Raw genomic sequence first — 25526 nt, forward strand, 5'->3', positions numbered from 1 at the left:
GTCACGCGGTGAACGGCGAACGCCCGTCGCGGATGCCGGTGACCAGCTCGGTGAGGTGCGCCAGCAGCAGCCGGTGCAGGCCGGGGCCGAAGCTGACCCGCGCCGCGCCCAGCCTGCCCAGCTCGGCGGGCGTCGGCTGACCCGGCCCGTGCCCGAGGTTGACCGGGCCGCCCACCGCGCGGCAGAACTCCCGCGCCGAGCCCGCCGGCAGGAAGATCGGGTAGACGCAGTCCGCGCCCGCGGCCAGGTAGGCGCGGGCCCGCGCCACGCCCTCGTCGAACGAGCGGCTGCCGTGCAGGAACACGTCCACCCGCGCGTTGATCACCAGGTCCGGGTCGGCGGCGCGCACCGCGCCCAGGAACTCCACCTGCTCCTCCTGACCCACCAGCCGCTGCGTGGCCGGGTCGGAGTCCTCCAGGTTGCAGCCCACCGCGCCCGCCTCGGCCAGGCGGGCGGCGACCTCCGCGGGCGGCAGCCCGTAGCCGCGCTCCACGTCCGCGGTCACCGGCACGTCGACCGCGCGGGCCACCCGCGCGACGGCGGCGAACACCTCGTCGGCGGGCGCGTCCTCGCCGTCGAGGTGGCCCAGGGCCGGCGCGACCGCCGCGCTGGCCGTCGCCACGGCCGGGAACACCCCCGCCACCACCCGCGCCGACGCGGCGTCCCACACGTTGGGCAGCACCAGCGGGTCGCCCGGCACGTGCAGGGCGCGCAGCGCGGCGGCCCCGGCCTTCCCGGCCCCGGACTTCCCGGCGCTGCTCACGAGACCTCCCAGGCGTGCGTCGTGGCGACCACCCGGTTCCACGTGTTGATGGTGGCGACCACCCACAGCAGCTCGGCCAGCTCCCGCTCCTCGAAGTGCCGCCGGGCCTCCTCGACCACGCCCTCGGGCACCCCGTCGGACAACCGCGTCACGGCCTCGGCCAGCGCCAGCGCGGCCCGCTCCCGGTCGGTGAACACCGGCGCCTCCCGCCACACCGCCAGCAGGTCGAGCCGCTGCTGCCGCTCACCCGCCTCGCGGGCCTTGCCCAGGTGCAGGTCGACGCAGTACGCGCAGCCGTTGACCTGCGAGGCGCGGACCTTCACCAGCTCCACCAGCCCGAGGTCCAGGGTGGTGGCGCGCGCCGCCTGCTCCAGCGCGCTCATCGCCCGCAGCGTGTCCGGCGTCAGCTCCGCCACCGGCAGTCGAATCGTCATGATCACCACCCTAGGAACACCTTGGCACCTTGCTAAGGTCCAATGCCGTGTCGCGAACCTGGGCCACTTCGGGGGTGGACCTGCACCTGGAGCTCGACCCGACGACCGGCCGCCGCGCCGCCCTGGAACACGCCCTGCGCGACGCCATCCGCGCCGGCCGCCTCGCCCCGGACACCCGCCTGCCCGCCACCCGGCGGCTCGCCGTCGACCTCGGCCTCGCCCGCAACACCGTCGCCGCCGCCTACGACCAGCTCGTCGCCGAGGGCTACCTCACCGCGCGCCGAGGCGCCGGCACCCGCGTCGCACCGCTCGCCCGGCCGCGCCCCGGCGCCACCGCCACCGGAGCCGACGGGCCACCACCCCGCCACGACCTGCGGCCCGGCAGCCCCGACGGCACCGCCTTCCCCACCGCCGCCTGGCTGCGCTCGGCCCGCCGCGCGCTGACCGCCGCACCCGCCGGCGCGTTCGGCTACACCGACCCGCGCGGCCGCGCCGAACTGCGCCACGCCCTGGCCGACCACCTCGGCCGCACCCGCGGCGTGCAGGCCGACCCCGCCCGCATCGTCGTCACCACCGGCTACGCGCAGGGCCTGGCGCTGCTCGCGGACGTGCTCGACGGGCCCATCGCCCTGGAAGACCCCGGCCTGCCGTTCCACCGCGAGATCGTGCGCCGCGCCGGCCGACCCGTCGTCCCGCTGCCCGTCGACGCCGACGGCGCGCACGCCTTCCCCGCCGACGTGGCCGCCGCCGTCGTCACACCCGCCCACCAGTTCCCCACCGGCGTCACCCTGCACCCCGCCCGCCGGCACGCCCTGGTCGACTGGGCCCGCGCCACCGGCGCCGTCGTCGTCGAGGACGACTACGACGGCGAGTACCGCTACGACCGGCAGCCCGTCGGCGCGCTCCAGGGCACCGCGCCCGACCACGTCGTCTACGCGGGCAGCGTCTCCAAGACCCTCGGCCCCGGCGTCCGCCTCGGCTGGCTGGTCCTGCCGCCCCACCTGCTCGACCCGGTCGTCGACGCCAAGCGCCACGCCGACCGCCAGACCGAGACGCCGGGCCAGCTCACCCTCGCCGACCTCATCACCAGCCACGCCTACGACCGGCACATCCGCGCCGGCCGCCTGCGCTACCGCCGCCGCCGCGACCAACTCCTGCACGCCCTGCGCCACCACACCGCGCACGGCGTGTCCGCCGGCCTGCACGCCCTGGTCCACCACCCCGACGAGGACGCCGCCGTCGCCGCCGCCACCGCGCGCGGCCTCGCCCTCGGCCGGCTGCGCGACCACTGGCACCACCCCGACCCCGCCGCGCCGCAGGGCCTGATCATCGGCTACGGCACCCCCGCCGAACACGCCTACCGCCCCGCCCTGCGCGCCCTCGCCGACGTCCTCGGAACCTGACCGGGCGGACCGGCGGCCACGACGGGCGACCACCGCCTCCCGGAAGGCCCGAGGGGCCGCGCCCCGGCACGGCGGCGTCGCGATCACCCCGGGGGCGCACGTGCCGGGCAGCCACCACGCGAACGCGCACCCCGACCCGGTCCCGACCGGACGCGCCACCGCACAAACCCGCCGTTCGGCGGATACCGAACCGGGCGCGGACTGGTGAGGTGGATGCTGCGATGCGTCGGGGGGACACATCGAGGGGGAGATCGAGCTTGTTCCGACCCGTGCCGGTGCCCGCGCTCCCGCCCAGCACCGCACTGGCCGACCTGGCCATGACCGCGCACGACCACGCCTGGCTCGCCGGCACCACCGGCGTGTTCACCAGCAGGCCCTCCGCGCCCCTGGTCCTGCGCTGGACCGGCGACGCCTGGACCGAGGAGCACCTGCCCCGCCTGCCCGCCGCCGCCAGCCTCGCCGGCATCTCCGCCGCCGCGCCCGACGACGTCTGGGCCGTCGGCAACAGCGCCGGCCGCCCGCTCGTCCTGCACTACGACGGCCACCGCTGGCGCACCGTGCCCACCCCCGCCATCCCCTGGGCCAAGGCCGTCGCCGCCGTCGCACCCGACGACGTCCACGTCGTCGGCACCGGCAGCGACACCCTCCACTGGGACGGGCGGCGCTGGACGCGCACCACCGCCCTCACCTCACCCCGCGAAACCCTCCACACCGTCACCGCCACCGCGCCCCACGACGTGTGGGCGGGCGGCGGCGGCGTCGCCGGCGCGGGACCCGCCGGCTACGAGTACCCCGTCCTCGTCCACTACGACGGCACCGGCTGGAGCGACCTGCCCGGACCCCGCCTCGACCACGGCCACGTCGCCCGCCTCGCCGCCGCCGCGCCGGACGACCTGTGGCTCGGCCACCGCCACGGCGCCGACGGCCTGCACGTCCACCGCTTCGACGGCCGGCGCTGGCACGCCGTACCACCGCCCGCCGACGCCGAACGGCTCAGCGTCCACGGCGTCGCCGCCGGCTGGACCTGGGGCGTGCGCGCCACCCGCCGCAGCTTCGAGACCCGCGCCGCCTACCACCGCTGGACCGGCGACGACTGGGCCGCCGTGCCCCTGCCCGACGACGTCGCCCGCGCCTCCGCCTCCCACGTCGGCCTCGCCACCGACGGCCGCACCACCTGGGCCTACCTCAAGACCGCGACCGGCGTGCGCGTCCTGCGCCATACTGCGTCGTGACCTTCCGCCTCACCGTCCTCGGCACCGCCACCCCCTACCCGCGCCCCGACCAGCCCTGCTCCGGCTACCTGCTGCGCACCGCCACCACCACCGTCTGGGTCGACGCGGGCCCCGGCACCCTCGCCGCCCTCCAGCGCCACACCCGCCCCGACCGCCTCGACGCCGTGTGGATCTCCCACACCCACGCCGACCACACCGCCGACCTGACGGCCGCCTACTACGCCCTGCTGTTCGCCGACCAGCACCCGACCCGGCCCCTGCCGCTGCTCGGACCGCCCGGCCTCGCCGACCGCCTGGAGGCGTTCCTCGCGAGTGCCGGGCCCAACCCGGCCTCCGCCGCGTTCGACGTCCGCGAACTCCACGACGGCCACCGCACCGGGATCGGCGACATCACCCTGACCAGCCGGGCCGTCGACCACGGCCTGCCCGCGTTCGGCCTGCGCGCCACCCACGGCGACGCCACCTTCGCTTACTCCGGCGACACCGGGCCCTGCCCGGCGCTGGACGACCTCGCCGCCGACGCCGACCTCTTCCTCTGCGAGGCCGACGGCGCCACGCCCACCCCGCACCACTGCACACCCGAGGACGCCGCCTCGGCGGGCCGCGCCGCCCGCCGGCTCCTGCTGACCCACATCGGCCACACCCTCACCCCGGAACAGGCGGCGGAACGCGCCGGCGCGCCCGCCGCCCACCCGCACGAAACCCACCTCATCGGGTGACACCCGCGCCACGACGCCCCGCCGGATGCGGCGGGGCTCACCGCGCCTCGTGGACCGCTCCCCCGTGGACCCCGCCGGGGTCGGCGACCCCGATGGCCCGCGTGATGGAGCCGAGCACGCCGGGGAACCGGCGCTCCATGTCCTCCACCCGCAGCTCGTGGGTGCGGTAGCTGCCCTGCGGCGTCACGCGCAGCACGCCCGCCTCGCGCAGCACCTTCAGGTGGTGCGACAGCGTCGACATGCTCACCGGCACGTCGAACTGCCCGCACACGATCCCGCCGGACCTGGCCAGCTCGGCCACGATGCGCAGCCGCACCGGGTCGGCGAGCGCGCTCAGCACGCTGGACAGCCGGAGGTCCGCCACGTCCGGGTGGTGTAGGGCCCGCATGTCCGGGATCGTAGCGGCCACCGTCAATCATGGATTCTGGTATTCACTGAAATGATTAATCAGATCGACGGTCGTGACGCGGGCCGCCACTGGCGCGGGACGACGTCGTCGGACTGTGACGCGCAACGCACGACCGGTGGTTAACTGTAAACACACCGCGTCCGCACGGACGCACCCGGACAGCCCTGCGGCGTACGCCGTCCGTCGGGTGGCCGCAGAGTGTTTCCGTGGTGTTTCCACGTGGTTTGAGCTGCGGTTTTGCCCGATTTGCCGCCCTCGTGCAGTCGGCTGACCTGCACTGCTGGCCTAAACCCGAAAACCTCTCGGCCCCAAAGAGGGCATTTACGCGTCCGTTCACGCCCATACGATCGGTTCACCTGGTCGACCGCCCCGGCCGATGGCGTTCCGCCGCCCGACCGGTGGCCCCCGGACTACCCTGCACTGTCCGGGGGCCACACGTGAGCCCCGCGGACGCCGGGCGCCGTCACACCGCCCCGGTGCTGCCCCCGACGACCGCGTCCGACGACGGCTCGTCGGTCTTGTCCGGCGGCGGCACGAGGCCGGACAGGTCGCCGCCGTTGTCGTTGACCCGCAGCACGAACGGCCGCGTGTGCGTGTACTGCACCACCGACAGCGACGCCGGGTCGACCACGATCCGCTGGAACCCGTCCAGGTGCACGCCCAGCGCGTCGGCCAGCACCGCCTTGATCACGTCGCCGTGGCTGCACGCCACCCACACCGCGCGCGGCCCGCGCTCCGCGGTGATCCGCGCGTCGTGCGCCCGGATCGCCGCCACCGCCCGCGCCTGGACGCCCGCCAGGCCCTCGCCGCCGGGGAACACCGCCGCCGACGGGTGCTGCTGCACGACCTGCCACAGCGGCTCGCCCAGCAGGTCCTTGATCGCCTTGCCGGTCCAGTCGCCGTACTCGACCTCGGCCAGCTCCGGTTCGACCGCGGCCGTCAGGCCGCGCTCGGCCAGCAGCGGCGCGAGGGTCTGCCGGCAGCGCTCCAGCGGCGAGGTGACCACGGCGTCCACCGGCACGCCCGCCAGCCGCCGCACCAGCCCGTCCGCCTGCTCGACACCCCGTTCCGACAGCCCGACGCCGGGCCGGCGACCCGCCAGGACGCCGGCGCCGTTGGCGGTGGAACGGGCGTGTCGGAGCAAGATCACGGTAGCCACGGAGCCCAGCCTATGTCGGGTTGATGAGTCCCATCGACAGCAGGCCCATCAGCATGATGCCCAGCAGCAGCCGGTACCACACGAACGCCGAGTAGCTGTGCTTGGACACGTACCGCAGCAGCCAGGCGATCGTGGCGTACCCGACGGCGAACGCCACGACCGTCGCGACGATCATCTGCGGCACCGACGCGGCGTTGGGCTCGGACCGGTCGAGCACGTCCGGGATGGAGAAGATGCCCGCGCCGAACACCGCGGGCAGCGCCAGCAGGAACGAGTAGCGCGCGGCGGCGGCCCGGTCCAGGCCGAGGAACAGGCCGGCGGTGAGCGTGCCGCCCGACCGCGAGACGCCGGGGATCAGCGCCAGCGCCTGCGCCAGGCCCATGCCGACGGCGTCCTTGAGCTGGAGCCGGTCCCGCGCGTGCTTGGCGATCTGGTCGGCCAGGCCCAGCAGCAGGCCGAACAGCACCAGCACCGTCGCGGTGATCCACAGGTTGCGCAGCGAGCTGCGGATCTCGTCCTTGAACGCGTAGCCGAGCACGCTGATCGGGATCGACCCGATGATCACGTACCAGGCCATCCGGTAGTCCTCGGTCTTCCGCGCCGCGGCGCTGAACAGCCCCTTGAACCACGCGGCGATGAAGTTGCCGATGTCGCGCGCGAAGTAGATCAGGACGGCGAGCTCGGTGCCCAGCTGGATCACGGCGGTGAACGACGCGCCCGCGTCGTTGCCGAAGAACAGCGTCGAGACGATCCGCACGTGCGCCGACGAGGATATGGGCAGGAATTCCGTCAAGCCTTGGACGAGTCCGAGGACCAGGGCCTGCAACCAGCTCAACTACCCACTCCTGCCAGATCGAGTGCTTCGGTCGCGGTGCGTAGCGCCGCGATCCCTCGATCCAGATCTTGCAGCATCGGCGAAAGGGTGAGTGTGGTGACCCCTGCTTCGGCGTAGGCGCGCATCCGTTCGGCGATGCGCTCCTTCGGGCCGAGCAGGGACGTCGAGTCCAGGAAGTCGACCGGCAGCGCGGCCATCGCGCCTTCGTAGTCCCTCGCCAGGTACCTGTCCTGCACCTCGGCGGCCTCGGCGGCGAAGCCCATGCGCACCGCCAGGTCGTTGTAGAAGTTCTTCTCCCGGCTGCCCATGCCGCCCACGTACAGCGCGGCGTAGGGGCGCACGTGGTCGGCGCAGGCCCGCCAGTCGTCGCCCACGACCAGCGGGACGGTGGGCACGACGTCGAACCCGTCGAGCGTGCGACCGGCCTTCTCCCGGCCGCGGCGCAGCGCGTCGAGCGAGGCGGCCGAGTGCTCCGGCGAGAAGAACACCCCGAGCCAGCCGTCGGCGATCTCGCCGGTCAGCTCGACGTTGCGCGGCCCGACCGACGCCAGGTAGACCGGGATGTGCTCGCGCACCGGGTGGACGGTGAGGGTCAGCGCCTTGCCGGGGCCGTCGGGCAGCGGCAGCCGGTAGTGCTCGCCGTCGTAGCGCAGCCGTTCGCGGCGCAGCGCCGCCCGCACCACGTCGACGTACTCGCGGGTGCGCGCGAGCGGCTTGTCGAACCGCACGCCGTGCCAGCCCTCGGACACCTGCGGCCCGGACACGCCGAGGCCCAGGCGGAACCGGCCGCCGGACAGCGTGTCGAGGGTCGCGGCGGTCATCGCCGCCATCGCCGGGGTGCGGGCCGGGATCTGCAGGATCGCGCTGCCGACGTCGACGCGCTCGGTCTGCGCGGCCACCCAGGCCAGCACCGTCGGCGCGTCGGAGCCGTACGCCTCGGCGGCCCACACCACCGAGTAGCCCAGCCGGTCGGCTTCCCTGGCCAGTTCGAGGTTCGCGGCGTCGTTGCCCGCGCCCCAGTACCCGAGGTTCAGTCCCAGTCGCACGGAACGCGACCCTACCGGCGGGTAACCCGATGCGCCAGGGCAGGGGCGCGCCCACCGCCGACCGTGCCACCCCGACCGTGCCACCCCGGACGGGCCGCCGTTCTCGGCCGTCCTACCCGTGCGGGTGAACCCCGCCGGGCTGCGGGCGACCGCGCGCCACCGCCGAGTGGATCACCCTTTAGGCTCCACCGCGTGGAACAGCGATACCTCGGCCACAGCGGACTGCGGGTGTCCCGGATGGGCCTGGGCACGATGACCTGGGGCCGGGACACCGACGCGGACGAGGCCGCGGCGCAACTGCTGGCGTTCACCGAGGCGGGCGGCACGTTCGTCGACACCGCCGACGTGTACGTGGAGGGCGAGAGCGAGCGCATCCTGGGCGGCCTGCTGGGCGAGGTGGTGCCGCGCGACCAGGTCGTGGTCGCGACGAAGGCGGTGGCGCGGCGCAACGACGGCCCGTTCGGCGGCGGCGCGTCGCGGGGCGCGCTGCTGTCCGCGCTGGACGGCTCGCTGCGGCGGCTGGGCGTGGAGCACATCGACCTGTGGCAGCTGCACGCGTGGGACGCGGCGGTGCCGCTGGAGGAGACGCTGTCCGCGCTGGACGCCGCCGTGGCGTCGGGCAAGGTCCGCTACGTCGGGGTGTCGAACTACTCGGGCTGGCAGCTCGGCACGGCCGCCGCGCTGCCCGGCCACGTCCGGATCGTGTCGACGCAGGTGGAGTACTCGCTGCTGGAGCGCGGCGTGGAGCGGGAGGTCGCGCCCGCCGCGGCGCACCACGGGATCGGGCTGCTGTCGTGGGCGCCGCTGGGTCGCGGCGTGCTGACCGGCAAGTACCGCAACGGCACGCCGTCGGACTCGCGGGGCGCGTCGGCGCACTTCGCGGGCTACGTGGAGCAGCACCGCACGGAGCGGGCGGCGCGGATCGTGCAGGCCGTGGCGACGGCGGCGGACGGGCTGGGCACGTCGCCGCTGTCGGTGGCGCTGGCGTGGGTGCGCGACCGGCCGGGCGTGGTCGCGCCGATCGTGGGCGCGCGGGACACCGGTCAGCTGCTGGGCTCGCTGGCCGCCGAGGCCCTGACCCTGCCGCCGGCGATCAGGGCCGCGCTGGACGACGTGAGCGCGGTCGAGTTCGGCTACCCCGAGCGCCGGCTGGGCTGACCCGCCCGCGGGTCGCTCAGATCAGCACCTCGTCCACCATGCGGAACCACTCGCGCACGCCGGCGAGCTGGTCCTCCAGCCAGGTCGCGACGTCGGCGGCGAGGTCGAGCGCGCGGGGCGTGCGCAGCCGGTCGGCCAGGTGCTCGACGAGGCTCTGGATGCGCCGCACGGGCGGCGGGTGGCTCCCCGCGAACGGCACGGCGAGGCCCAGCTCGTCGGCGAGCCGGTCGGTGACCTCGTGCAGGAACAGCACCAGCAGCAGCGCGCCGACCAGGCACGGTTCGTGCGCGTCCAGCTCGCGCGGGTTCAGCTCGTCCAGGCTGCGCAGCAGCACCGTGGCCGCGATGCGGTCGGCCTCGTGCTCGCGGGGCCAGCCGACGGACCGGGCGTCCAGCGCGCCGACCGGGGTGCGGGTGTCGGTCCAGCGGCGCGAGCCGACCAGGTGGCCCGCGAGGACGTGCCCGAGCTCGTGGGCGATGACGAACTGGATGGCGCGGCGCAGCATGAGCCCGACCAGGGCGGTGCGCCGGCCGGACAGCTCGGGCAGTCGGGTGGCCCCGACCGCGCCGTTGCCGTAGAGGTAGGCGTTGACGGCCTCGGCCAGCGCGTAGGACGCCTGGTCGGGGTCGAGCAGCGGCGGTGCGCCGTACTGGGGCAGCGCCCCGGTCATGATCTTCAGCACGGCGGCGAGCAGGTCCGGCAGGGCGCTGTTGACCAGCACCAGCACGCCCCGGCCCGGCACGGGCACGCACACCCCGTCCAGCGTGCCGGTGGGGAACACGCCGGCCAGCACGGGCGTGGTGACCGGCAGGCCGGCCACGCGCGCCAGGTGCAGCACCTCCGGTTGCAGGGCGTCCAGGGTGCGCTGGAGGTCGTGCAGGTGCCCGGCGTGGTAGGCGGCGGGCCGCAGCCGGACCTCGGCGAGGCGTTCCAGCCGGGTGCGCAGGGGTTCGGCGGCGACCCTGGTCCACGTGTGGTAGCGCCGGGTGGTGTCGGGTGCGCACGGCGCGGCGGCCAGGTGGTCCACGACGCGCCGGGACCGCAGCAGCTCGACGTGCCGCGCGCGCAACTCCTCGACCGTCATCCGCGTCGCCTCCCCTTCACCTGGGATGGTCGCGAAAAGACCGGACGCGGTACCGGTGGCGGCCGACTACCACCCTCCCAGACCAACGACAACACCCTCCCCCCTGCGTGACGATGGTGGTTTCGTGATGGATGCTGGGAGGACGTCTCGCAATCGGGTTAGCTGGAGGTTCGACGTTGCGCCGACTGGCCGCGGCAGTGCTCACCGGTACCGCGTTGCTCTCGGGGTCGCTCTCGGGCTGCTCGGCCGGGGAGGACTCCGGTGACCCGCTCCAGATAGCCACGACGCTGGAGCCGGCCCGGCCGGCGGTGTCGCCGCCGCAGTCCGGTTCACCCGCCGGCGTGGTCGTGCCGCTGGGCGCGGCCACCGCGGTGGCCGTGGCGGGCGACCGGGTCGCGGTCGCGGTCGCCGAGCCGCCGTCGGTGCTGCTCTACCCGCTGGACGCGCAGGGCCCGCCGCTGGTGGCGCCGCTGCCGGGGGTGGCGGAGCGGCTGACGGCGGTGGGCGACGCGCTGGAGGCCCCGGTGCCGGGCAGCGGGGTCGTGGTGACCGTGCGGCCGGACGGGTCGACCGCCGAGCGGAAGGTCGACGGCGGCCCGGTGGACGTGGCCGTGGCGGCCGGGCGGACGCTGGTGGCGCGCCGCGACGCGCGGCTGGTGGACGTGGGCGACCGGGCCGTGACCGGGGTGTCCAGCCCGGACCGGGTGGTGGTGGCGGACGGGCACGCGGTGGTGCTGGACCGGCCGCGCAGCGCGGTGTTCGACGTGGTGGCGGACGACCCGGAGGGGCCTCGGCTGGGCGCGGGCCTGCGGGCGGGCGACGGCGCGACCTCGATCGTGGCCGACCGGTTCGGGCGCGTGCTGGCGGTGGACACGCGCGGCGGCGAGCTGATGGCGTTCTCGGTGGCCCCGCTGATCATGCGGCAGCGCTACCCGGTGCCGGGCGCGCCCTACGGGCTGGCCTACGACGAGCGGCGCGACCTGGTGTGGGTCACGCTCACGGAGCTGAACCAGGTGGTGGCGTTCGACGTGGCGGGCGGGGAGCCCGTGGAGCGGCACCGGTTCGCCACGGTCGGCCAGCCGGACTCGGTGGCGGTTGATCCAGGCAGCGGGCGCGTGTTCGTCGCGTCCGGGAACGGCCAAGGGATGCAGGTGATCGGGACATGAGCGATGGGGTGGTCGACGGGGATTGGGAGTACCGGCCGCTGCGGCTGCCGGCCGGTGTCTCCCGTCGCACGGCGACGACGCAGCTGACCCTCCACGCCGAGTTCGCGGGCTGGGAGCTGTCGCGGACGCTGCTGTTCGGCGACGGCTCGCGGAAGGTGTGGTTGCGCCGCAGGCGGACGGCCGCTGCGCTGCCCGGTGTGATCACCTAGTTCCGGCTGGTCACACCCCTTGCCACCACGCCTGTGGTACCACAGGCGTGGTGGTGCTCAGGCGAGTTCCGCGAACGCGGCCGCGGGGTCGCGGTCGGCGGTGCCCGCGGGCCGCCACCGCCCCGCGCGGTACCGGTAGGGGTACCAGCGGCCGTCCCGGCCGTAACGCAGCTGCCGGTCGCGCACGGTCCACCGGTTGCGCCAGACCTTCGCGGCGGGCAGTTCGCCGCCCGCCCAGGCGGCGCGGGCGCGGGCGGCGTCGGCGCCCGCCGGTGTCCAGGCGTCGTCGAGCACCGCCAGCCCGGCCGGTCCGCCCTGCCGCCACGCGGCGATCTCGTGGTCGCCCGCGCCGAGCCGGTCGGCGAGCGCGGGGTGCGCGGCGGCCAGCCGGACGCGGTCGGCCCGCTCGTCCAGCGCGGGCAGCTCGCCGGTGCGCAGCAGCTCCCGCGCCTTGTCCGCCGCGTCGGCGACCAGCAGCGCCAGCACGGCCACGTCCAGGCCGGGCGCGGGGTCGAACTCCGGCGGCGGCCCCGGTTCGGCGGGCGGCGGGTCCTCGGGCAGCTCGACGGGCGGCCGGGCGTGGGCGTCGGCGGCGAGGACGCCGGTCCTCGGGCGCGCGCCGGCGACGACCTCGGCCTGCGCCCGCCCGCGCAGCAGGAGCAGCACCCACGGGTCGGCGTCGAGCAGCCAGGACGCCTGGTGGCACAGCGCGGCGGCGTGCCGGCAGGGCAGTTCCCAGCCGGGGCAGGTGCAGTCCGGGTCGAGGTCGCCGATGCCGGGCAGCAGCCGCACGCCCGCGTCGTCGGCGGCCTCGGCCAGCTCGCGCGGCACCTCGCCGTCGAACAGGGCGGCGAGGTGGCCGGTCTTGGCGGCGACCTGGTCGAGCAGCCGCCGCCACTCGGCGTCGGTGAACGGCGTGAGCCGCACGGTCGTCCGGTGGATGTCGTCGGTGTCGTGGACGGCGGCGGACAGCAGCCCCGGGCTGACCGTGATGGTGCCGACCAGCCCGGCGTGGGCGTACTTGCGGCCCTGCCGCAGCGGCGCCTGGTCCAGGGAGGTGTCCTCCACGGCCTGCAACCAGGCGCGGCCCCACCAGCTGCGGGCGTGGCGGACGCCCTTGCCGAAGGCCGGGAAGCCCTTGACGCGCTCGGTCACGTGCCGCTCCTCAGCTCGACCAGGTCGGCCAGTTCGTCGTCGGTCAGCTCGGTGAGCGCGGCCTCGCCGCGGGTGAGGACGGCGTCGGCGAGGTCGCGCTTGGCGCGCAGCATCCGCGCGATGCGGTCCTCGACGGTCCCCTCGGCGATGAGCCGGTGCACCTGCACCGGCCGGGTCTGGCCGATGCGGTGGGCGCGGTCGGTGGCCTGGTCCTCCACGGCCGGGTTCCACCAGCGGTCGTAGTGCACGACGTGGTCGGCGCGGGTGAGGTTGAGGCCGGTGCCGGCGGCCTTGAGGGAGAGCAGGAACACCGGCGCGCCGCCGTCCTGGAAGCGCCGCACCATCTCCTCGCGGGCCGCGACCGGCGTGCCGCCGTGCAGGAGCTGGGTGGCGACGCCGCGGGCGGACAGGTGCCGGGCGATCAGCCGGGCCATCGCGACGTACTGGGTGAACACCAGCACCGCGCCGCCCTCGGCGAGGATCGCGTCGAGCAGCTCGTCGAGCAGCTCCAGCTTGCCGGAGCGGCCGGCGAGGACCGGGCCCGCCGCGGTGCCCGATTCGCGGCCCGCCGCTCCGCCCGATTCGCGGCCCACCGCGGCGAGGTACTGGGCCGGGTGGTTGCACACCTGCTTGAGGGCGGTGAGCAGCTTGACGATCCGGCCGCGACGGGCCATGCCGTCGGCCTCGGCGACCTCGGCCATGAGTTCGCGGACGACCGCCTCGTACAGGGCGGCCTGCTCGTGGGTGAGCGCCACGGGCCGGTCGGTCTCGGTCTTGGGCGGCAGCTCGGGCGCGACGCCGGGGTCGGACTTGCGGCGGCGCAGCAGGAACGGCCTGATCAGCGCGGCGAACCGGGCGGCGGCGGCGTGGTCGCGGTCGACCTCGACGGCCTTGACCCAGCGCGCCTTGAACCGGGGCAGGTCGCCCAGCAGGCCGGGTGTGGTCCAGTCGAGCACGGCCCACAGCTCGGTGAGGGTGTTCTCCACCGGGGTGCCGGTGAGGGCGACGCGGGCGGTGGCGGGGATGCGGCGCAGCGCCTTGGCGGTGTCGGACGCGGGGTTCTTGACGTGCTGGGCCTCGTCGGCGACCACCAGGTCCCAGTCGACCTCGGCGAGCCGGTCGGCGTCCAGCCGCATGGTGCCGTAGGTGGTGAGCACGAAGCCCTCGTGGGCGACCTCGCGGCCGGGGCCGTGGTAGCGGCGGACGGGGACGCCGGGCGCGAACCGCTCGATCTCGCGCTGCCAGTTGCCCAGCAGCGACGCCGGGCACACCACCAGGGTGGGTCCGGCGGCGCGGTGCAGGTGCAGGGCGATCAGGGTGACGGTCTTGCCCAGGCCCATGTCGTCGGCGAGGCAGCCGCCGAGGCCGAGCGAGGTCATCCGGTCGAGCCAGCGCAGGCCGCGCAGCTGGTAGTCGCGCAGGGTGGCGCGCAGGGCGGGCGGCTGCGCGACGGGTTCGGTGTCGAGCAGGGCGAGCCTGGCGCGCAGGTCGTCGAGCCAGCCGGTGGCGGCGACCTCGACCTGTTCGCCGTCGACCTCGGTGACGCCGGTCAGGGCCGCGCCGAGGGCGTCGATGGCGGTGACGGGCTTGAGGTCGCGTTCGCGCGCCTTGCGGGCGAGTTCGGGGTCGACCAGGACCCACCGGTCGCGCAGCCGCACGACCGGGCGGTGCGCCTCGGCGAGCCGGTCCAGCTCCTCGGGGGTGAGCGGGTCACCGCCCAGCGCGAGCTGCCAGTTCACCGCGGTGAGCGAGCCGGGGCCGAAGAACGCGGGCCGGTCGCCGGTGTCGCCGAGGACGGCCTTGGCCGACAGGTCGCGCACCAGGTCCTTGGGCCAGTGGACGTCGACGCCCGCCGCGGCGAGCCGCACCGCGCCGTCGCGCAGCAGGTGCGCCACGTCGGAGTCCAGCAGCGCCACCTCGTCGGGCACGGGCAGGTCGAGCAGCCGCTCCAGCGGCGGGAACGCGCGGGCGGCGCGGCGGATGCCGACCACGGTGTCGGCCCGTGCCCGGCGGTCGGCGCCCGCCCACAGGTCCGCGGCGTCGACGACGGCGGCCGGGTCGGCGAGGCTGTGCACCTGGACGACGGCGCGCAGCGACTCCGCGCCCTCGATCCGCAGCGAGATCCGCACGCCCTGGTCGGCCCAGTCGCGCAGGTGCGGCACCCGCTGCGGCTCGGGCGAGGCGAACGCGGGCGCGCCGGCGGCGTGCACGGCCGCCGCGCCGCGCGGCATGGTGTCGGCGACGGCGTCGAGGAAGGCCCGCAGGTGGGGTTCGGCGTCCACCAGTTCCAGCGGGTCGCGGCCGGGCAGCGGCACGGCGCGGGCGGTGGCGGGCATGGCGTCGGCCAGCGCGCGGACGCGCCGGGCGTCGTCGGCGTCCAGCGGCCCGAGCCGCCAGGCGTCGAAGTCGCCGTCGGTGACGGCGGGCCGCACCCGGCCGCGCGCGACCAGGTGCAGGGCCAGCACGACGGCCGCGCCCCAGAACGCGGCGGCCGGGTCGGCGTGCGCGGCGCGGCGCGCCCTGGACAGCAGCGGCACGGCGTCGCCGATCGGCAGCCGCAGCGCGGCGACCTCGTGCGCCGTGCCGTCGGGCCGGGTGACGACGAGCCGGTGCGGTGACCGCTCCGCCGGCAGTTCCGCGCCGTGGAAGGCCACGGTCGACAGCCGCGGCGGGTCGGCCGGTTCGAAGACGACCGCGCACCGTTCGAGACCTGTGTTCAGCGCTCCCCCTAGGTTACTCAAGTTTGAGTATAACCCAGCTTCCGGGGTCGCCGGGCGAACCGGGCTCGCCCGCCATCGCGTACGCGCCCGCCTCCAACCGGTCCAGCAGCCCGCGCGTCCACGCCACGCCGCTGTCCGCCGAGTGCTCCCACAGCCCGAACAGCTCCCGCACGTGCGACGGGTCGTCCCACTCGGCGGCCTGCTTCCGGGCGGCCTCGCGCCTGCCCTCCAGGGCGGCCAGCCGCTCGCGCAGCAGCGCCACGGCGTCGGCGCGGGCCAGCGACGGCAGCATGGCCAGCCCGGCGGCGAGCGCGTCCGGCCGGGTCTCGGGGCGGCGCAGCGCGTCGCGCAGCAGCCGCTGGAACTCCCGCTCGCCCTTGGCGGTGAGCGCGTAGTCGGTGCGGGCCGGCGGCACGACCTCGTCGACGAGGCAGCCGTCCCTGGTGAGCTGCTTGAGCGCGTGGTAGATCGAGCCCCACTTGACGTTGGCCCACTCCCCCGCGCCCCAGGACATCAGGTCGTTGCCGATCAGGTAGCCGTGCGCCCGGCCGTAGCCGCGCACCATGCCGAGGACCAGCAGCCTCGTCGCCGACATCGTGTTCCTGTCCTGCCGAGAACCGGTTTCCGCGATCAGGGTAGGCCGCGCGAGGATGGGCCGGTGACCCCCGCCGTGATCACCGACGACCAGCGCCGCGCCCGGCTGGGCGCGCGGCACCTCCTCGCCGCGCCCGCCGCGACCCCGGAGGAGGTCGCCGACGCCGTGGTCGCCCTGCACGCCACGGACCCGGCCACGGTGTTCCTCTCCGCGTTCGCCCGCCTGGCCGAGCCGTCGGTGGCGGCGGTCGAGACCGCGCTCTACGAGGACCGGTCGCTGGTGCGGCTGCTGGCCATGCGCCGCACCATGTTCGTCGTCACCGCGAAGTCCGCGCCCGTGGTGGACGCCGCGGCGGCCCGGCCGATCGCCGTGCGGGAACGCGCCAGGCTGCTGGAGCACCTCGCCGACGGCGTGGGCTGGGACGAGGCGCGGCTGGCCGAGGTCGAGCGGGCGGTCCTGGCGGCGGTGCGGGCCCGCGGCGAGGCGACGGCGGTCGAGCTGGGCCGGGAGGTCCCGGCGCTGCTGGAGCGGGTCGCGGTGGCCGGCGGCACCGCGCAGAACGTCGCGAGCCGCGTCCTGCGGGTGCTGGCGGCCGACGGGTGGATCAGCCGGTCCCGGCCGCGCGGCACCTGGACCAGCAGCCAGTACCGGTGGGCGCCGTCGACGCCGTGGCCGGAGCTGGACGCCGCGCGGGCGCGGGCCGAGCTGGTGCGGCGGTGGCTCGCGGCCTGCGGCCCCGGCACGGAGGCCGACCTGAAGTGGTGGACCGGCTGGTCGCTCGGCGCGGTGCGCGCGGCGCTGGCCGCCGTCGACGCCGTCGCCGTCCCGCTGGAGGGCGGCGTCGGCCACGTGCTGCCCGACGACCTGGCCGACGTGCCCGCGCCCGCGCCGTGGGTGGCGCTGCTGCCCGCCCTGGACCCGACGCCGATGGGTTGGCGCGACCGCGACTGGTACCTGCCCGCCGCGCTGCGCCCGGCGCTGTTCGACCGCTCGGGCAACGTCGGCCCCACCGTGTGGGCCGACGGCGCGGTGGTCGGCGGGTGGGCGCAGCGCGCCGACGGCCGCATCGCGTGGCGACCGCTGGTGGACCTCGGCGCGGGGACGAGGGCCGCGGTCGACCGCGCGGCGGAACGGCTGGGCGACCTGCTCGCCGGCGCACGGGTGGTCCCGAGGTTCCGCACCCCGCTGGAGAAGGAGCTGGTGAAGTGATCGCATTGCGCCCGCTGGACGACGCCGGCCTGGAACGGCTGCTGGCGCTGGCGGTGTCCGACGCGGACCCGTCGGACGTGATGCCGCCCGGCTGGACGCCCGACCGGCCCGACGAGTTCCGCGCCTTCTACCGGGGGCTGGCCGGCGACGCCTTCGAGATCGTCGACGGCGACCGCGTGGTCGGCATGACCCGCCTCACCCCGGCCGGCGAGACCGGCCTGTGGGTGGCCCGCTCGGCGCGCGGCGCGGGCGTCGCCACGCAGGCCGTGTCCCGCGTCGTGGAGCAGGCCCTGTGGCGCGGCCTGTCCACCGTGACCGCCGAGACCACCGCGGGCAACGCGCCCGCGCTGGCCGTGCTCCGGCGGCTGGGCGCGGTGTTCGAGACCGACGGCGACCGGGTGCGCGCGCGGATCGAGGTGCCCGCCGAACCGTCGACCGAGCACGCCGACCCGGCCCGGCTGGTGCACGAGTACCTCGACTTCTACCGCGACAAGCTGCTGCGCAAGGTCGCCGGCCTGTCCGACGGTGAGCTGCGCGCCTCCCGCGTGCCGTCCGGCTGGACACCGCTGACCCTGGTCAAGCACCTGGCCTACGTGGAGCTGCGCTGGTTCCGGTACACCTTCGCGGGCGAGGACGTCGAGCACCCGCGCGGCAACCCGGCGGTCGAGCGCGCCGAGTGGACCGTCGAGGAGGGCGACACCATCGAGCGCGTCCGCGCGTTCTACCTGGAGCAGTGCGCGCGGGCGCGGGAGATCGCCGCCGCCGCCGACCTCGCCGACCGCGTGGCGCGGTGGCAGCACGAGACGGTGCCGCCGCCCACCCTGGCGTGGGTGCTGTTCCACATGGTGCAGGAGTACGCCCGGCACGTGGGCCAGCTCGACGTGGTCCGCGAGCTGACCGACGGCGTCACCGGCCCGTAGCGCCGGGCAGGACCCCGACGACCACGGTCCCGTCCACCTCGGCCGAGCGCGCCACCGCCGCGGTGAACCCGACGCGCTCGAACGCGGCGAGGGTGTGCGGCGCCTGGCGCTCGCCGGTCTCCACCAGCAGCGCGCCGCCGGGCGCCAGCCACGCGGGCGCGCCGTCGATCACCCGGCGCTGGACGTCGAGCCCGTCCCGGCCGCCGTCCAGGGCCACCAGCGGCTCGTGGTCGCGCGCCTCGGGCGGCATCGTGGCGATCGCCGCGGTCGGCACGTAGGGCGCGTTGGCCACCACCACGTCCACCCGCCCGCGCAACGACGCGGGCAGCGCGGCGTACAGGTCGCCCTCGAACACCCGAGCCGGGTCCAGGTTGCGCCGCGCGCACCGCACGGCCGCCGGGTCCACGTCCGCCGCGTACGGCTCGACGCCCGCCGCCGCGGCCAGCGCCGCGCCCACCGCGCCCGTGCCGCAGCACAGGTCCACCACCACCGCGCCCGCGCGCACCAGCGGCAACGCCCGCTCCACCAGGAACCCGGTGCGCAGGCGCGGCACGAACACACCGGGGTCGACCGCGATCCGCAGCCCCCGGAACTCCGCCCACCCCAGCACCTGCTCCAGCGGCAGCCCCGCCACCCGGCGCTCGACCAGCGCGCCCAGCGCCTCGGGCGTGGCCGCCGCCTCGACCAGCAGCGCGGCCTCCTCCTCGGCGAACACGCAGCCCGCGGCCCTCAGGCGCGCGACGACACCGGGCGACAACGACACATCGACAGCCAAGGGAACGCCTTCCACATCACCGACGCGGGCGCCCCGACGCTCAGCCGGACACCGGCCCGACGGGGGACGGCCCGACGACCACCACCACGGGAACGGGTCCCACCTCCCCCGTTCGACCGAACGAGCAACCTACCCCACCGTCCGGGCGATCGTGGCCTCGACGCCGTCCAGCAGCACCCCCAGGCCCACCGCGAAGTTCCACGCGGCGTCGCGCTCCAGGTAGGGCACGCACTCGTCGTCGACCGGCGGCGGACCCTCCTCCCCCAACCACGTCGACAGCGGGAACCGCTCCGCGAACCGCTCGGAGTACTCCTCCAGCAGCGGCGACCGGGTGAACCACCACTCCTCGTCGGACATCCCGGTCTCGCGCGCGGCCTGCCGCGCGTCCGCGATCACCGCCGCCATGCCGCGCACGAACTGCGACACCGCGCCGACCACGCCCCGCAGCACCGACCGCTCCAGGCCCGTGTCGCGCACGATCCGCAGCAGCGTCTCCAGCATGGTGAACTCGTTGGGCCCCAGCACCGGCCGCGCCTGCGACACCTGCAACACCCACGGGTGCCGCAGGTAGAACGCGCGCAGGTCGTGCGCCCACGCCGTGAGCGCCGACCGCCAGCCGCCCTCCGCCGGGTAGTCGCCGGGCAGCTCGCCCAGCACCTCGTCGTACATCAGGTCGATCAGCTCGGCCTTGCTCGGCACGTAGGTGTAGAGCGCCATCGCGGTGCGGCCCAGGCGCTCGCCCACCGCCCGCATCGACAGCGCCGCCATGCCGTGCTCGTCGGCCACCGCGACCGCCGCGGCCACGATCGCGTCGACCGTGAGGCCGGGCCGGGGTCCCGGCCTGGGCTCCGGCCCCGTCTCGGCGGTGCGCCACAGCAGCGACATGGACCGGCGCGCGTCGCCCTGCCCGGCGTACACCACCACTTGCTTCTCCTTACGCCATAAACTAACCTCATCGCGTACTTTACGCCATAAACAAAGCAGGGGGAAGCAACACCATGGCAACCGCGGCCGACAGCCACGACGTCATCCAGGTGCGGGGAGCACGCGAGAACAACCTCAAGGACGTCGACGTCGACATCCCCAAGCGCCGCCTCACCGTGTTCACCGGCGTCTCCGGCTCGGGCAAGTCGTCGCTCGTCTTCGGCACCATCGCCGCCGAGTCCCAGCGGCTGATCAACGAGACCTACACCGCGTTCATCCAGTCCTTCATGCCCAGCCTCGGCCGCCCCGACGTCGACGCCCTGCGCAACCTCAGCGCCGCCATCGTCGTCGACCAGGAGCGCATGGGCGCCAACTCCCGCTCCACCGTCGGCACCGCCACCGACGCGCACACCATGCTGCGCATCCTGTTCAGCCGCCTCGGCACGCCCCACGTCGGCACCTCCGGCGCGTTCAGCTTCAACCTCCCCGAGGGCATGTGCCCCGAGTGCGAGGGCCTCGGCCGGGTCTCCACCATCGACATCGACGAACTCGTCGACAAGACCAAGTCCCTCAACGAGGGCGCGATCAAGGTGCCCGGCTTCACCCCCGACAACTGGTACGTCCAGACCTACGCCGCCTCCGGCTTCCTCGACCCCGACGCCAAGCTCCGCGACTACACCGAGCAGCAGTGGGCCGACTTCCTCCACAAGGAGACCACCAAGATCAAGGTCGGCAAGAACAACCTCAGCTACGAGGGCCTCGTGCCCAAGGTGCAGCGGCTCTACCTGTCCAAGGACCGCGAGTCCATGCAGCCCCACATCCGCGCCTTCGTCGACCGCGCCGTCACCTTCACCACCTGCCCCTCCTGCGGCGGGGCCCGCCTCAACCAGGCCGCCCTGTCCTGCACCATCGACGGCGTCAACATCGCCGACTGCTCCGCCATGCAGATCAGCGACCTCGCCGACTGGGTCGCCAAGATCCACGACGACTCCGTCGCGCCCATGATCGCCACCCTCAAGGAGACCCTCGACTCCCTGGTCGAGATCGGCCTGGGCTACCTCAGCCTCGACCGCCAGTCCGCCACCCTGTCCGGCGGCGAGGCCCAGCGCGTCAAGATGGTCCGCCACCTCGGCTCCGCGCTCACCGACGTCACCTACGTCTTCGACGAACCCACCGTCGGCCTGCACCCGCACGACATCCAGCGCATGAACGACCTCCTGCTGCGCCTGCGCGACAAGGGCAACACCGTCCTGGTCGTCGAGCACAAACCCGAGACCATCGAGATCGCCGACCACGTGGTCGACCTCGGCCCCGGCGCGGGCGCCGCGGGCGGCGAGATCCGCTTCACCGGCACCGTCGCCGAACTCCGCGCCTCCGACACCCTCACCGGACGCCACCTCGACCACCGCGCCCGCCTGCGCGCCGAGACCCGCACCCCCACCGGGCACCTGTCCATCACCGGCGCGAACCTCCACAACCTCCGCGACGTCAGCGTCGACATCCCCCTCGGCGTGCTCACCGTCGTCACCGGCGTCGCCGGCTCCGGCAAGAGCTCCCTCATCCACGGCTCCCTGGGCACCCGCGACGACGTCGTCACCGTCGACCAGTCGCCCATCCGCGGCTCCCGCCGCAGCAACCCCGCCACCTACACCGGCCTGCTCGACCCCATCCGCACCGCCTTCGCCAAGGCCAACGGCGTCAAGCCCGCCCTGTTCAGCGCCAACTCCGAAGGCGCCTGCCCCAAGTGCAAGGGCATCGGCCTCGTCTACACCGACCTCGCCATGATGGCCGGCGTCGCCTCCGTCTGCGAGGAGTGCGACGGCAAGCGGTTCACCCCCGAGGTCCTCACCCACCGCCTGCGCGGCAAGGACATCAGCGAAGTCCTCGGCATGTCCGTCGACCAGGCCCGCGACTTCTTCACCGAGAAGCAGGCCAAGGCCGTCCTCGACCGCCTCGTCGACGTCGGCCTCGGCTACCTGTCCCTCGGCCAGCCCCTGACCACCCTGTCCGGCGGCGAACGCCAACGCCTCAAGCTCGCCATCCACATGGCCGAGAAGTCGTCCACCTACATCCTCGACGAACCCACCACCGGCCTGCACCTCGCCGACGTCGACCAGCTGCTGTCGCTGCTGGACCGCCTCGTCGACGACGGCAACACCGTCATCGTCATCGAGCACCACCAGGCCGTCATGGCCCACGCCGACTGGATCATCGACCTCGGACCCGGCGCGGGCCACGACGGCGGGCGCGTCGTCTTCACCGGCACCCCCGCCGACCTCGTCGCCCACGGCGACACCCTCACCGCACACCACCTGCGCGACTACGTCGCCGCCGACCGCGACCGCTGACACCCGCCGACCCCGACACCGAGGACCCACCGTGCCCCTCCTGCACGTCACCGCCGTCCACCACGTCACACCCGGCGTGGTGCGCGTCCGCTTCACCGGCGACGGCCTCGACGACTTCCCCACCTGGCCCGACCAGCAGCTCAAACTGCTGTTCCCGCGCGACGGCCACCCCGTGCCCGACCTGCGCGCCACCCCCGACGACCGGTACGGCATGAGCTGGTACCAGGCGTACCAGGCCATCCCCGAACCCGAACGCCCCTGGATGCGCAGCTATACCGTCCGCGCGCACCACCCCGACCGGCAGGAGATCGACGTCGACTTCGTGCTGCACCCCGACGCCGGCCCCGCCACCCGCTGGGCCGCGTCCGCCCGACCCGGCGACACCCTCGGCCGCTACGGGCCGTCCGCCGCCTACCACAAGCCGCTCGGCGACTTCGACTGGCTGCTCCTCGCCGGCGACGAGACCGCCGTGCCCGCCATCGCCAGCCACCTCGCCGCACTGCCGCGCGGCGCGCGGGCCGTCGTCCGCGTCGAGGTCCGCGACGCTGCGGAGGAGCAGCCGCTCGACACCGACGCCGAGGTCGACCTGCGCTGGGTGCACCGGGGCGGCACACCGGCCGGCCGGGGGACGGCCCTGCTCGACGCCGTCCGCGCGACGGAGTTCCCCGCCGGCTCCCCGGTCGCCTGGCTCGCCGGCGAGGCGGGTGTCGTCCGGTCGCTGCGCAGGCACCTCGTCGACGACCGCGGCCTGGACAAGCGGCGGATCGACTTCACCGGCTACTGGCGGCTCGCCCTCACCCAGGACGACGCGCCGACCGACGAAGACCTCGCGGAAGCGCAGGAACGCGTCGCGGAGTGACCGGCCGGTCCGGTGGCGGGCACGGGCGACCGCGCCCGCCACCGGACCGGCGCGGCCGAGCGGGGTCGGACATGCTCTCCTTCCGGGAGCACCGGCGCGACCCGAGTCCCTTGATCAGCAGATCACGCGGCGGGTCGGAGGGGTCTCCCGGCGTTTTTCCTGGTCGGAGGCTGTCGTCGTTCCTGACGTCGACAGGGGTTTATTCCAGTCTGCACTGAAGCTATGGAATTCATTGATCAGCCGGGTGGAGTAGGTTGGCCGGTCGGGAGGGAGCGATGGCGGGACGATCGACGCAGCCCGGCCGCGGTGTCGTGGCGAAGGCCCTCGACGTGCTCGACGCGTTCGACGGCGCGAGGGACGGCCTCGCGCTCACCGAGCTGTCCCGGCGCGCCGGCCTGCCGCTGTCCACGACCCGCCGGCTCGCCGCCGACCTGGTCGAGCACCGGGTGCTCGAACGCCTGCCCGACCGCCGGTACGCCGTCGGGCGGCGGCTGTGGCGGCTCGGGCTGCTGGCCCGCGTGCAGGGCGACCTGCGCGACGTCGCGCTGCCCTTCCTCCAGGACCTGTACGACGCGACCCGCGAGAACGTGCACCTGGCGGTGCGCGACGGCGACGCCGCGCTGTACGTCGAGCGCCTGCACGGCCGCACCTCCGTACCGCTGGTCAGCCGGGCGGGCGGCCGGCTGCCGCTGCACGCGACCGGGGTCGGCAAGGTGCTCCTCGCCCACGCGCCGCAGGACGTGGTGTCGGCGGCCGTGGCCCACGCGACGAAGGCGACGCCCTACACCATCACCGAGCCGGGCCGGCTGCTGCGGGAGCTGGCCGAGGTGCGGCGGCGCGGGTACGCCCGGACGGTGCAGGAGATGACCCTCGGCACCTGCTCGGTGGCCGTGCCGGTGGTGGACGGCGACGGCGCGGTCGTGGCGTCCATCGGCGTGGTGACGGCGACCCGCCGGGAGCCGACGCGCCACCTCGCGCCGCTGCGGGTGGCGGCGGGCGGCATCTCCCGCGCGCTGCACCACCCCCTGGCCTGACCCCCACGCGACCGCGTGGGTCCGGGGCCGCCGGCGGCGGCGTCCGCGACCTCCCCGCGCCACCGGTCCGCTCGGGGGCGCCCCCGGATCACCGCACACCCCGAAGGCGCGTGATCACCGAATCCGCCCGTGGCTGCCACTGAGTGGCAGCGTCCGCTATTCCAGCCCGCCCCGCTCCCCCAGGCTGCTGCCATGCGCACACAGGTCGCCATCGTCGGTGCCGGTCCCGCCGGTTTGCTGCTGTCCCACCTGCTCGCCCTGCGCGGCATCGAGTCCGTCGTCGTGGAGAGCCGGTCCCGCGCGTACGTCGAGGCCCGCATCCGGGCCGGCGTGCTGGAGCAGGACACGGTGGACCTGCTGGTCGCCGCCGGCCTCGGCGACCGGCTCGCCGAGCAGGGGCTCCGGCACGACGGCATCCACCTCCAGTGGCCCGGCGAGCGGCACCGCGTCGACTTCCGGGCGCTCACCGGCCGGTCGGTGTGGATCTACGGCCAGACCGAGGTCGTGAAGGACCTGCTCGCCGCGCGGGCCGACGCCGTGCACTTCGAGGTGTCGCGGACGGCGCTGCACGACGTCGACACCACACGGCCGAAGCTGTCCTTCGTCGCCGCTGACGGCGTCGCGCACGTGGTGGAGGCCGACGTCGTGGTCGGCGCGGACGGGTTCCACGGCGTCAGCCGGCCCACCGTCCCCGCGCCGCTGCGCCGCACCTGGGAGCGCGACTACCCCTACGGCTGGCTGGGCGTGCTCGCCGAGGTACCGCCGTCCACCGACGAGCTGATCTACGCCTGGCACCCGAACGGGTTCGCCATGCACAGCATGAGGTCGCCCAGCCTGAGCCGGCTCTACCTCCAGGTGGACCGCGGCGAACGCGTCGAGGACTGGTCGGACGACCGGGTCTGGGACGAGCTGCGCACCCGCCTGGGCCTGGACGGGTGGGCGCTCGCCGACGGGCCGATCCTGGACAAGGGCATCACGCCGATGCGGAGCTTCGTCAGCACGCCCATGAGGCACGGCCGGCTGTTCCTGGTCGGCGACGCCGCGCACATCGTGCCGCCGACGGGCGCGAAGGGCCTCAACCTCGCCGTGGCGGACGTCGCCGTGCTCACCGAGGCGTTGGGCGCGTTCTTCGCCGAGGGGCGGGCCGACCTGCTCGACAGCTACGAGGAGCGGGCGTTGCGGCGGGTCTGGCGGTGCACGCACTTCTCGTGGTGGATGACGTCCATGCTGCACACCTCCGGCGACGACCTGGACCGGCAGTTGCAGCTGGCCCAGCTCCGCTACGTGTGCTCGTCGGAGGCCGCCGCGACCAGCCTGGCGGAGAACTACGTCGGCCTGCCGCACGAACTCGCCGCGCGCGCGGGCTGACC

Annotated in this window: 24 protein-coding genes; 12 read left to right on the forward strand and 12 right to left on the reverse strand. The window is 75.1% G+C overall.

Annotated elements, in window-relative coordinates; translation table 11 throughout:
• Position 1: 1 nt before the first annotated feature.
• Both C8E97_RS18310 and C8E97_RS18315 read right to left on the reverse strand, forming a co-directional pair.
• Complete coding sequence (locus C8E97_RS18310; protein WP_121006825.1) at positions 2 to 763, reverse strand: isocitrate lyase/PEP mutase family protein; 762 nt, start codon at positions 761 to 763, stop codon at positions 2 to 4.
• On the reverse strand, positions 760 to 1197 hold the full coding sequence (locus C8E97_RS18315; RefSeq protein WP_121011794.1) for a carboxymuconolactone decarboxylase family protein: 438 nt from the start codon (positions 1195 to 1197) through the stop codon (positions 760 to 762). The genes C8E97_RS18310 and C8E97_RS18315 overlap by 4 nt, the downstream gene beginning before the upstream one ends.
• 47 nt (positions 1198 to 1244) lie before the next feature.
• Here C8E97_RS18315 and pdxR point away from each other — a divergent pair, with 47 nt between their 5' ends.
• From pdxR to C8E97_RS18330, 3 genes are all read left to right on the forward strand, one after another.
• Complete coding sequence (gene pdxR / locus C8E97_RS18320; protein ID WP_121006826.1) at positions 1245 to 2600, forward strand: MocR-like pyridoxine biosynthesis transcription factor PdxR; 1356 nt, start codon at positions 1245 to 1247, stop codon at positions 2598 to 2600.
• 257 nt (positions 2601 to 2857) lie between these two features.
• Entirely contained in the window at positions 2858 to 3832 is a 975-nt protein-coding gene (locus C8E97_RS18325) for a hypothetical protein (RefSeq protein WP_147455164.1), read from the forward strand.
• Positions 3829 to 4551: an MBL fold metallo-hydrolase gene (locus tag C8E97_RS18330; protein WP_121006828.1), complete on the forward strand. Its 723-nt coding sequence runs from the start codon at positions 3829 to 3831 to the stop codon at positions 4549 to 4551. Before C8E97_RS18325 ends, C8E97_RS18330 begins: the two co-directional genes overlap by 4 nt.
• A gap of 37 nt (positions 4552 to 4588) precedes the next feature.
• Here the strand turns inward: C8E97_RS18330 and C8E97_RS18335 are convergent, their stop codons facing one another.
• The 4 genes from C8E97_RS18335 to C8E97_RS18350 all read right to left on the reverse strand — a co-directional run bounded on the left by C8E97_RS18335 (position 4589) and on the right by C8E97_RS18350 (position 8000).
• A complete protein-coding gene (locus C8E97_RS18335; protein WP_121006829.1) occupies positions 4589 to 4939 on the reverse strand; it encodes an ArsR/SmtB family transcription factor in 351 nt (116 codons plus the stop codon).
• Positions 4940 to 5423: 484 nt separating this feature from the next.
• A complete protein-coding gene (locus C8E97_RS18340; RefSeq protein ID WP_121006830.1) occupies positions 5424 to 6119 on the reverse strand; it encodes a histidine phosphatase family protein in 696 nt (231 codons plus the stop codon).
• Positions 6120 to 6129: 10 nt separating this feature from the next.
• A complete protein-coding gene (locus C8E97_RS18345) occupies positions 6130 to 6954 on the reverse strand; it encodes an undecaprenyl-diphosphate phosphatase (RefSeq protein WP_121006831.1) in 825 nt (274 codons plus the stop codon).
• Complete coding sequence (locus C8E97_RS18350; protein ID WP_121006832.1) at positions 6951 to 8000, reverse strand: LLM class F420-dependent oxidoreductase; 1050 nt, start codon at positions 7998 to 8000, stop codon at positions 6951 to 6953. The genes C8E97_RS18345 and C8E97_RS18350 overlap by 4 nt, the downstream gene beginning before the upstream one ends.
• Before the next feature lie 192 nt (positions 8001 to 8192).
• Here C8E97_RS18350 and C8E97_RS18355 point away from each other — a divergent pair, with 192 nt between their 5' ends.
• A complete protein-coding gene (locus C8E97_RS18355; protein WP_121006833.1) occupies positions 8193 to 9158 on the forward strand; it encodes an aldo/keto reductase in 966 nt (321 codons plus the stop codon).
• A gap of 16 nt (positions 9159 to 9174) precedes the next feature.
• Here the strand turns inward: C8E97_RS18355 and C8E97_RS18360 are convergent, their stop codons facing one another.
• On the reverse strand, positions 9175 to 10242 hold the full coding sequence (locus C8E97_RS18360) for a M48 family metalloprotease (RefSeq protein WP_121006834.1): 1068 nt from the start codon (positions 10240 to 10242) through the stop codon (positions 9175 to 9177).
• 176 nt (positions 10243 to 10418) lie between these two features.
• Here C8E97_RS18360 and C8E97_RS18365 point away from each other — a divergent pair, with 176 nt between their 5' ends.
• Together C8E97_RS18365 and C8E97_RS18370 are read left to right on the forward strand one after the other, a co-directional pair.
• The gene (locus C8E97_RS18365) at positions 10419 to 11408 is read left to right on the forward strand and encodes a YncE family protein (RefSeq protein WP_211347063.1); all 990 of its coding nucleotides are present in this window, start codon (positions 10419 to 10421) and stop codon (positions 11406 to 11408) included.
• On the forward strand, positions 11405 to 11617 hold the full coding sequence (locus tag C8E97_RS18370; RefSeq protein ID WP_121006836.1) for a DUF5703 family protein: 213 nt from the start codon (positions 11405 to 11407) through the stop codon (positions 11615 to 11617). The genes C8E97_RS18365 and C8E97_RS18370 overlap by 4 nt, the downstream gene beginning before the upstream one ends.
• A 57-nt stretch (positions 11618 to 11674) precedes the next feature.
• On the opposite strand, the gene C8E97_RS18375 is transcribed toward C8E97_RS18370, so the two are convergent.
• From C8E97_RS18375 to C8E97_RS18385, 3 genes are read right to left on the reverse strand one after another with little or no spacing between them, the layout of a single operon-like run.
• Positions 11675 to 12772 (reverse strand): SWIM zinc finger family protein, encoded by a 1098-nt coding sequence (locus tag C8E97_RS18375; protein ID WP_121006837.1) that lies wholly within the window; start codon positions 12770 to 12772, stop codon positions 11675 to 11677.
• Complete coding sequence (locus C8E97_RS18380) at positions 12769 to 15513, reverse strand: DEAD/DEAH box helicase (RefSeq protein WP_425470545.1); 2745 nt, start codon at positions 15511 to 15513, stop codon at positions 12769 to 12771. Before C8E97_RS18380 ends, C8E97_RS18375 begins: the two co-directional genes overlap by 4 nt.
• Positions 15506 to 16087, reverse strand: a complete 582-nt coding sequence (locus tag C8E97_RS18385) for a PadR family transcriptional regulator (protein WP_121011800.1) — start codon at positions 16085 to 16087, stop codon at positions 15506 to 15508. Before C8E97_RS18385 ends, C8E97_RS18380 begins: the two co-directional genes overlap by 8 nt.
• 63 nt (positions 16088 to 16150) lie before the next feature.
• Here C8E97_RS18385 and C8E97_RS18390 point away from each other — a divergent pair, with 63 nt between their 5' ends.
• Positions 16151 to 17296, forward strand: a complete 1146-nt coding sequence (locus C8E97_RS18390) for a winged helix DNA-binding domain-containing protein (protein WP_121006838.1) — start codon at positions 16151 to 16153, stop codon at positions 17294 to 17296.
• The gene (locus C8E97_RS35375; RefSeq protein ID WP_211347064.1) at positions 17293 to 18216 is read left to right on the forward strand and encodes a GNAT family N-acetyltransferase; all 924 of its coding nucleotides are present in this window, start codon (positions 17293 to 17295) and stop codon (positions 18214 to 18216) included. Before C8E97_RS18390 ends, C8E97_RS35375 begins: the two co-directional genes overlap by 4 nt.
• Here the strand turns inward: C8E97_RS35375 and C8E97_RS18400 are convergent.
• Entirely contained in the window at positions 18203 to 18991 is a 789-nt protein-coding gene (locus C8E97_RS18400) for a putative protein N(5)-glutamine methyltransferase (protein WP_170211896.1), read from the reverse strand. The two genes, C8E97_RS35375 and C8E97_RS18400, sit on opposite strands and share 14 nt — an antisense overlap.
• Before the next feature lie 129 nt (positions 18992 to 19120).
• Entirely contained in the window at positions 19121 to 19915 is a 795-nt protein-coding gene (locus C8E97_RS18405; protein ID WP_121006839.1) for a TetR/AcrR family transcriptional regulator, read from the reverse strand.
• Positions 19916 to 19989: 74 nt separating this feature from the next.
• On the opposite strand from C8E97_RS18405, the gene C8E97_RS18410 reads away from it, so the two are divergent.
• The 4 genes from C8E97_RS18410 to C8E97_RS18425 all read left to right on the forward strand — a co-directional run bounded on the left by C8E97_RS18410 (position 19990) and on the right by C8E97_RS18425 (position 25524).
• Positions 19990 to 22263: an ATP-binding cassette domain-containing protein gene (locus C8E97_RS18410; RefSeq protein ID WP_121006840.1), complete on the forward strand. Its 2274-nt coding sequence runs from the start codon at positions 19990 to 19992 to the stop codon at positions 22261 to 22263.
• A gap of 31 nt (positions 22264 to 22294) precedes the next feature.
• The gene (locus tag C8E97_RS18415; RefSeq protein ID WP_121006841.1) at positions 22295 to 23122 is read left to right on the forward strand and encodes a siderophore-interacting protein; all 828 of its coding nucleotides are present in this window, start codon (positions 22295 to 22297) and stop codon (positions 23120 to 23122) included.
• A 275-nt stretch (positions 23123 to 23397) separates the two neighbouring features.
• On the forward strand, positions 23398 to 24156 hold the full coding sequence (locus tag C8E97_RS18420) for an IclR family transcriptional regulator (RefSeq protein WP_121006842.1): 759 nt from the start codon (positions 23398 to 23400) through the stop codon (positions 24154 to 24156).
• 192 nt (positions 24157 to 24348) lie between these two features.
• On the forward strand, positions 24349 to 25524 hold the full coding sequence (locus C8E97_RS18425; RefSeq protein ID WP_121006843.1) for a 4-hydroxybenzoate 3-monooxygenase: 1176 nt from the start codon (positions 24349 to 24351) through the stop codon (positions 25522 to 25524).
• The last annotated feature ends 2 nt before the right edge of the window (positions 25525 to 25526 follow it).

The organism is Saccharothrix australiensis, from assembly GCF_003634935.1.
Taxonomy (GTDB): domain Bacteria; phylum Actinomycetota; class Actinomycetes; order Mycobacteriales; family Pseudonocardiaceae; genus Actinosynnema; species Actinosynnema australiense.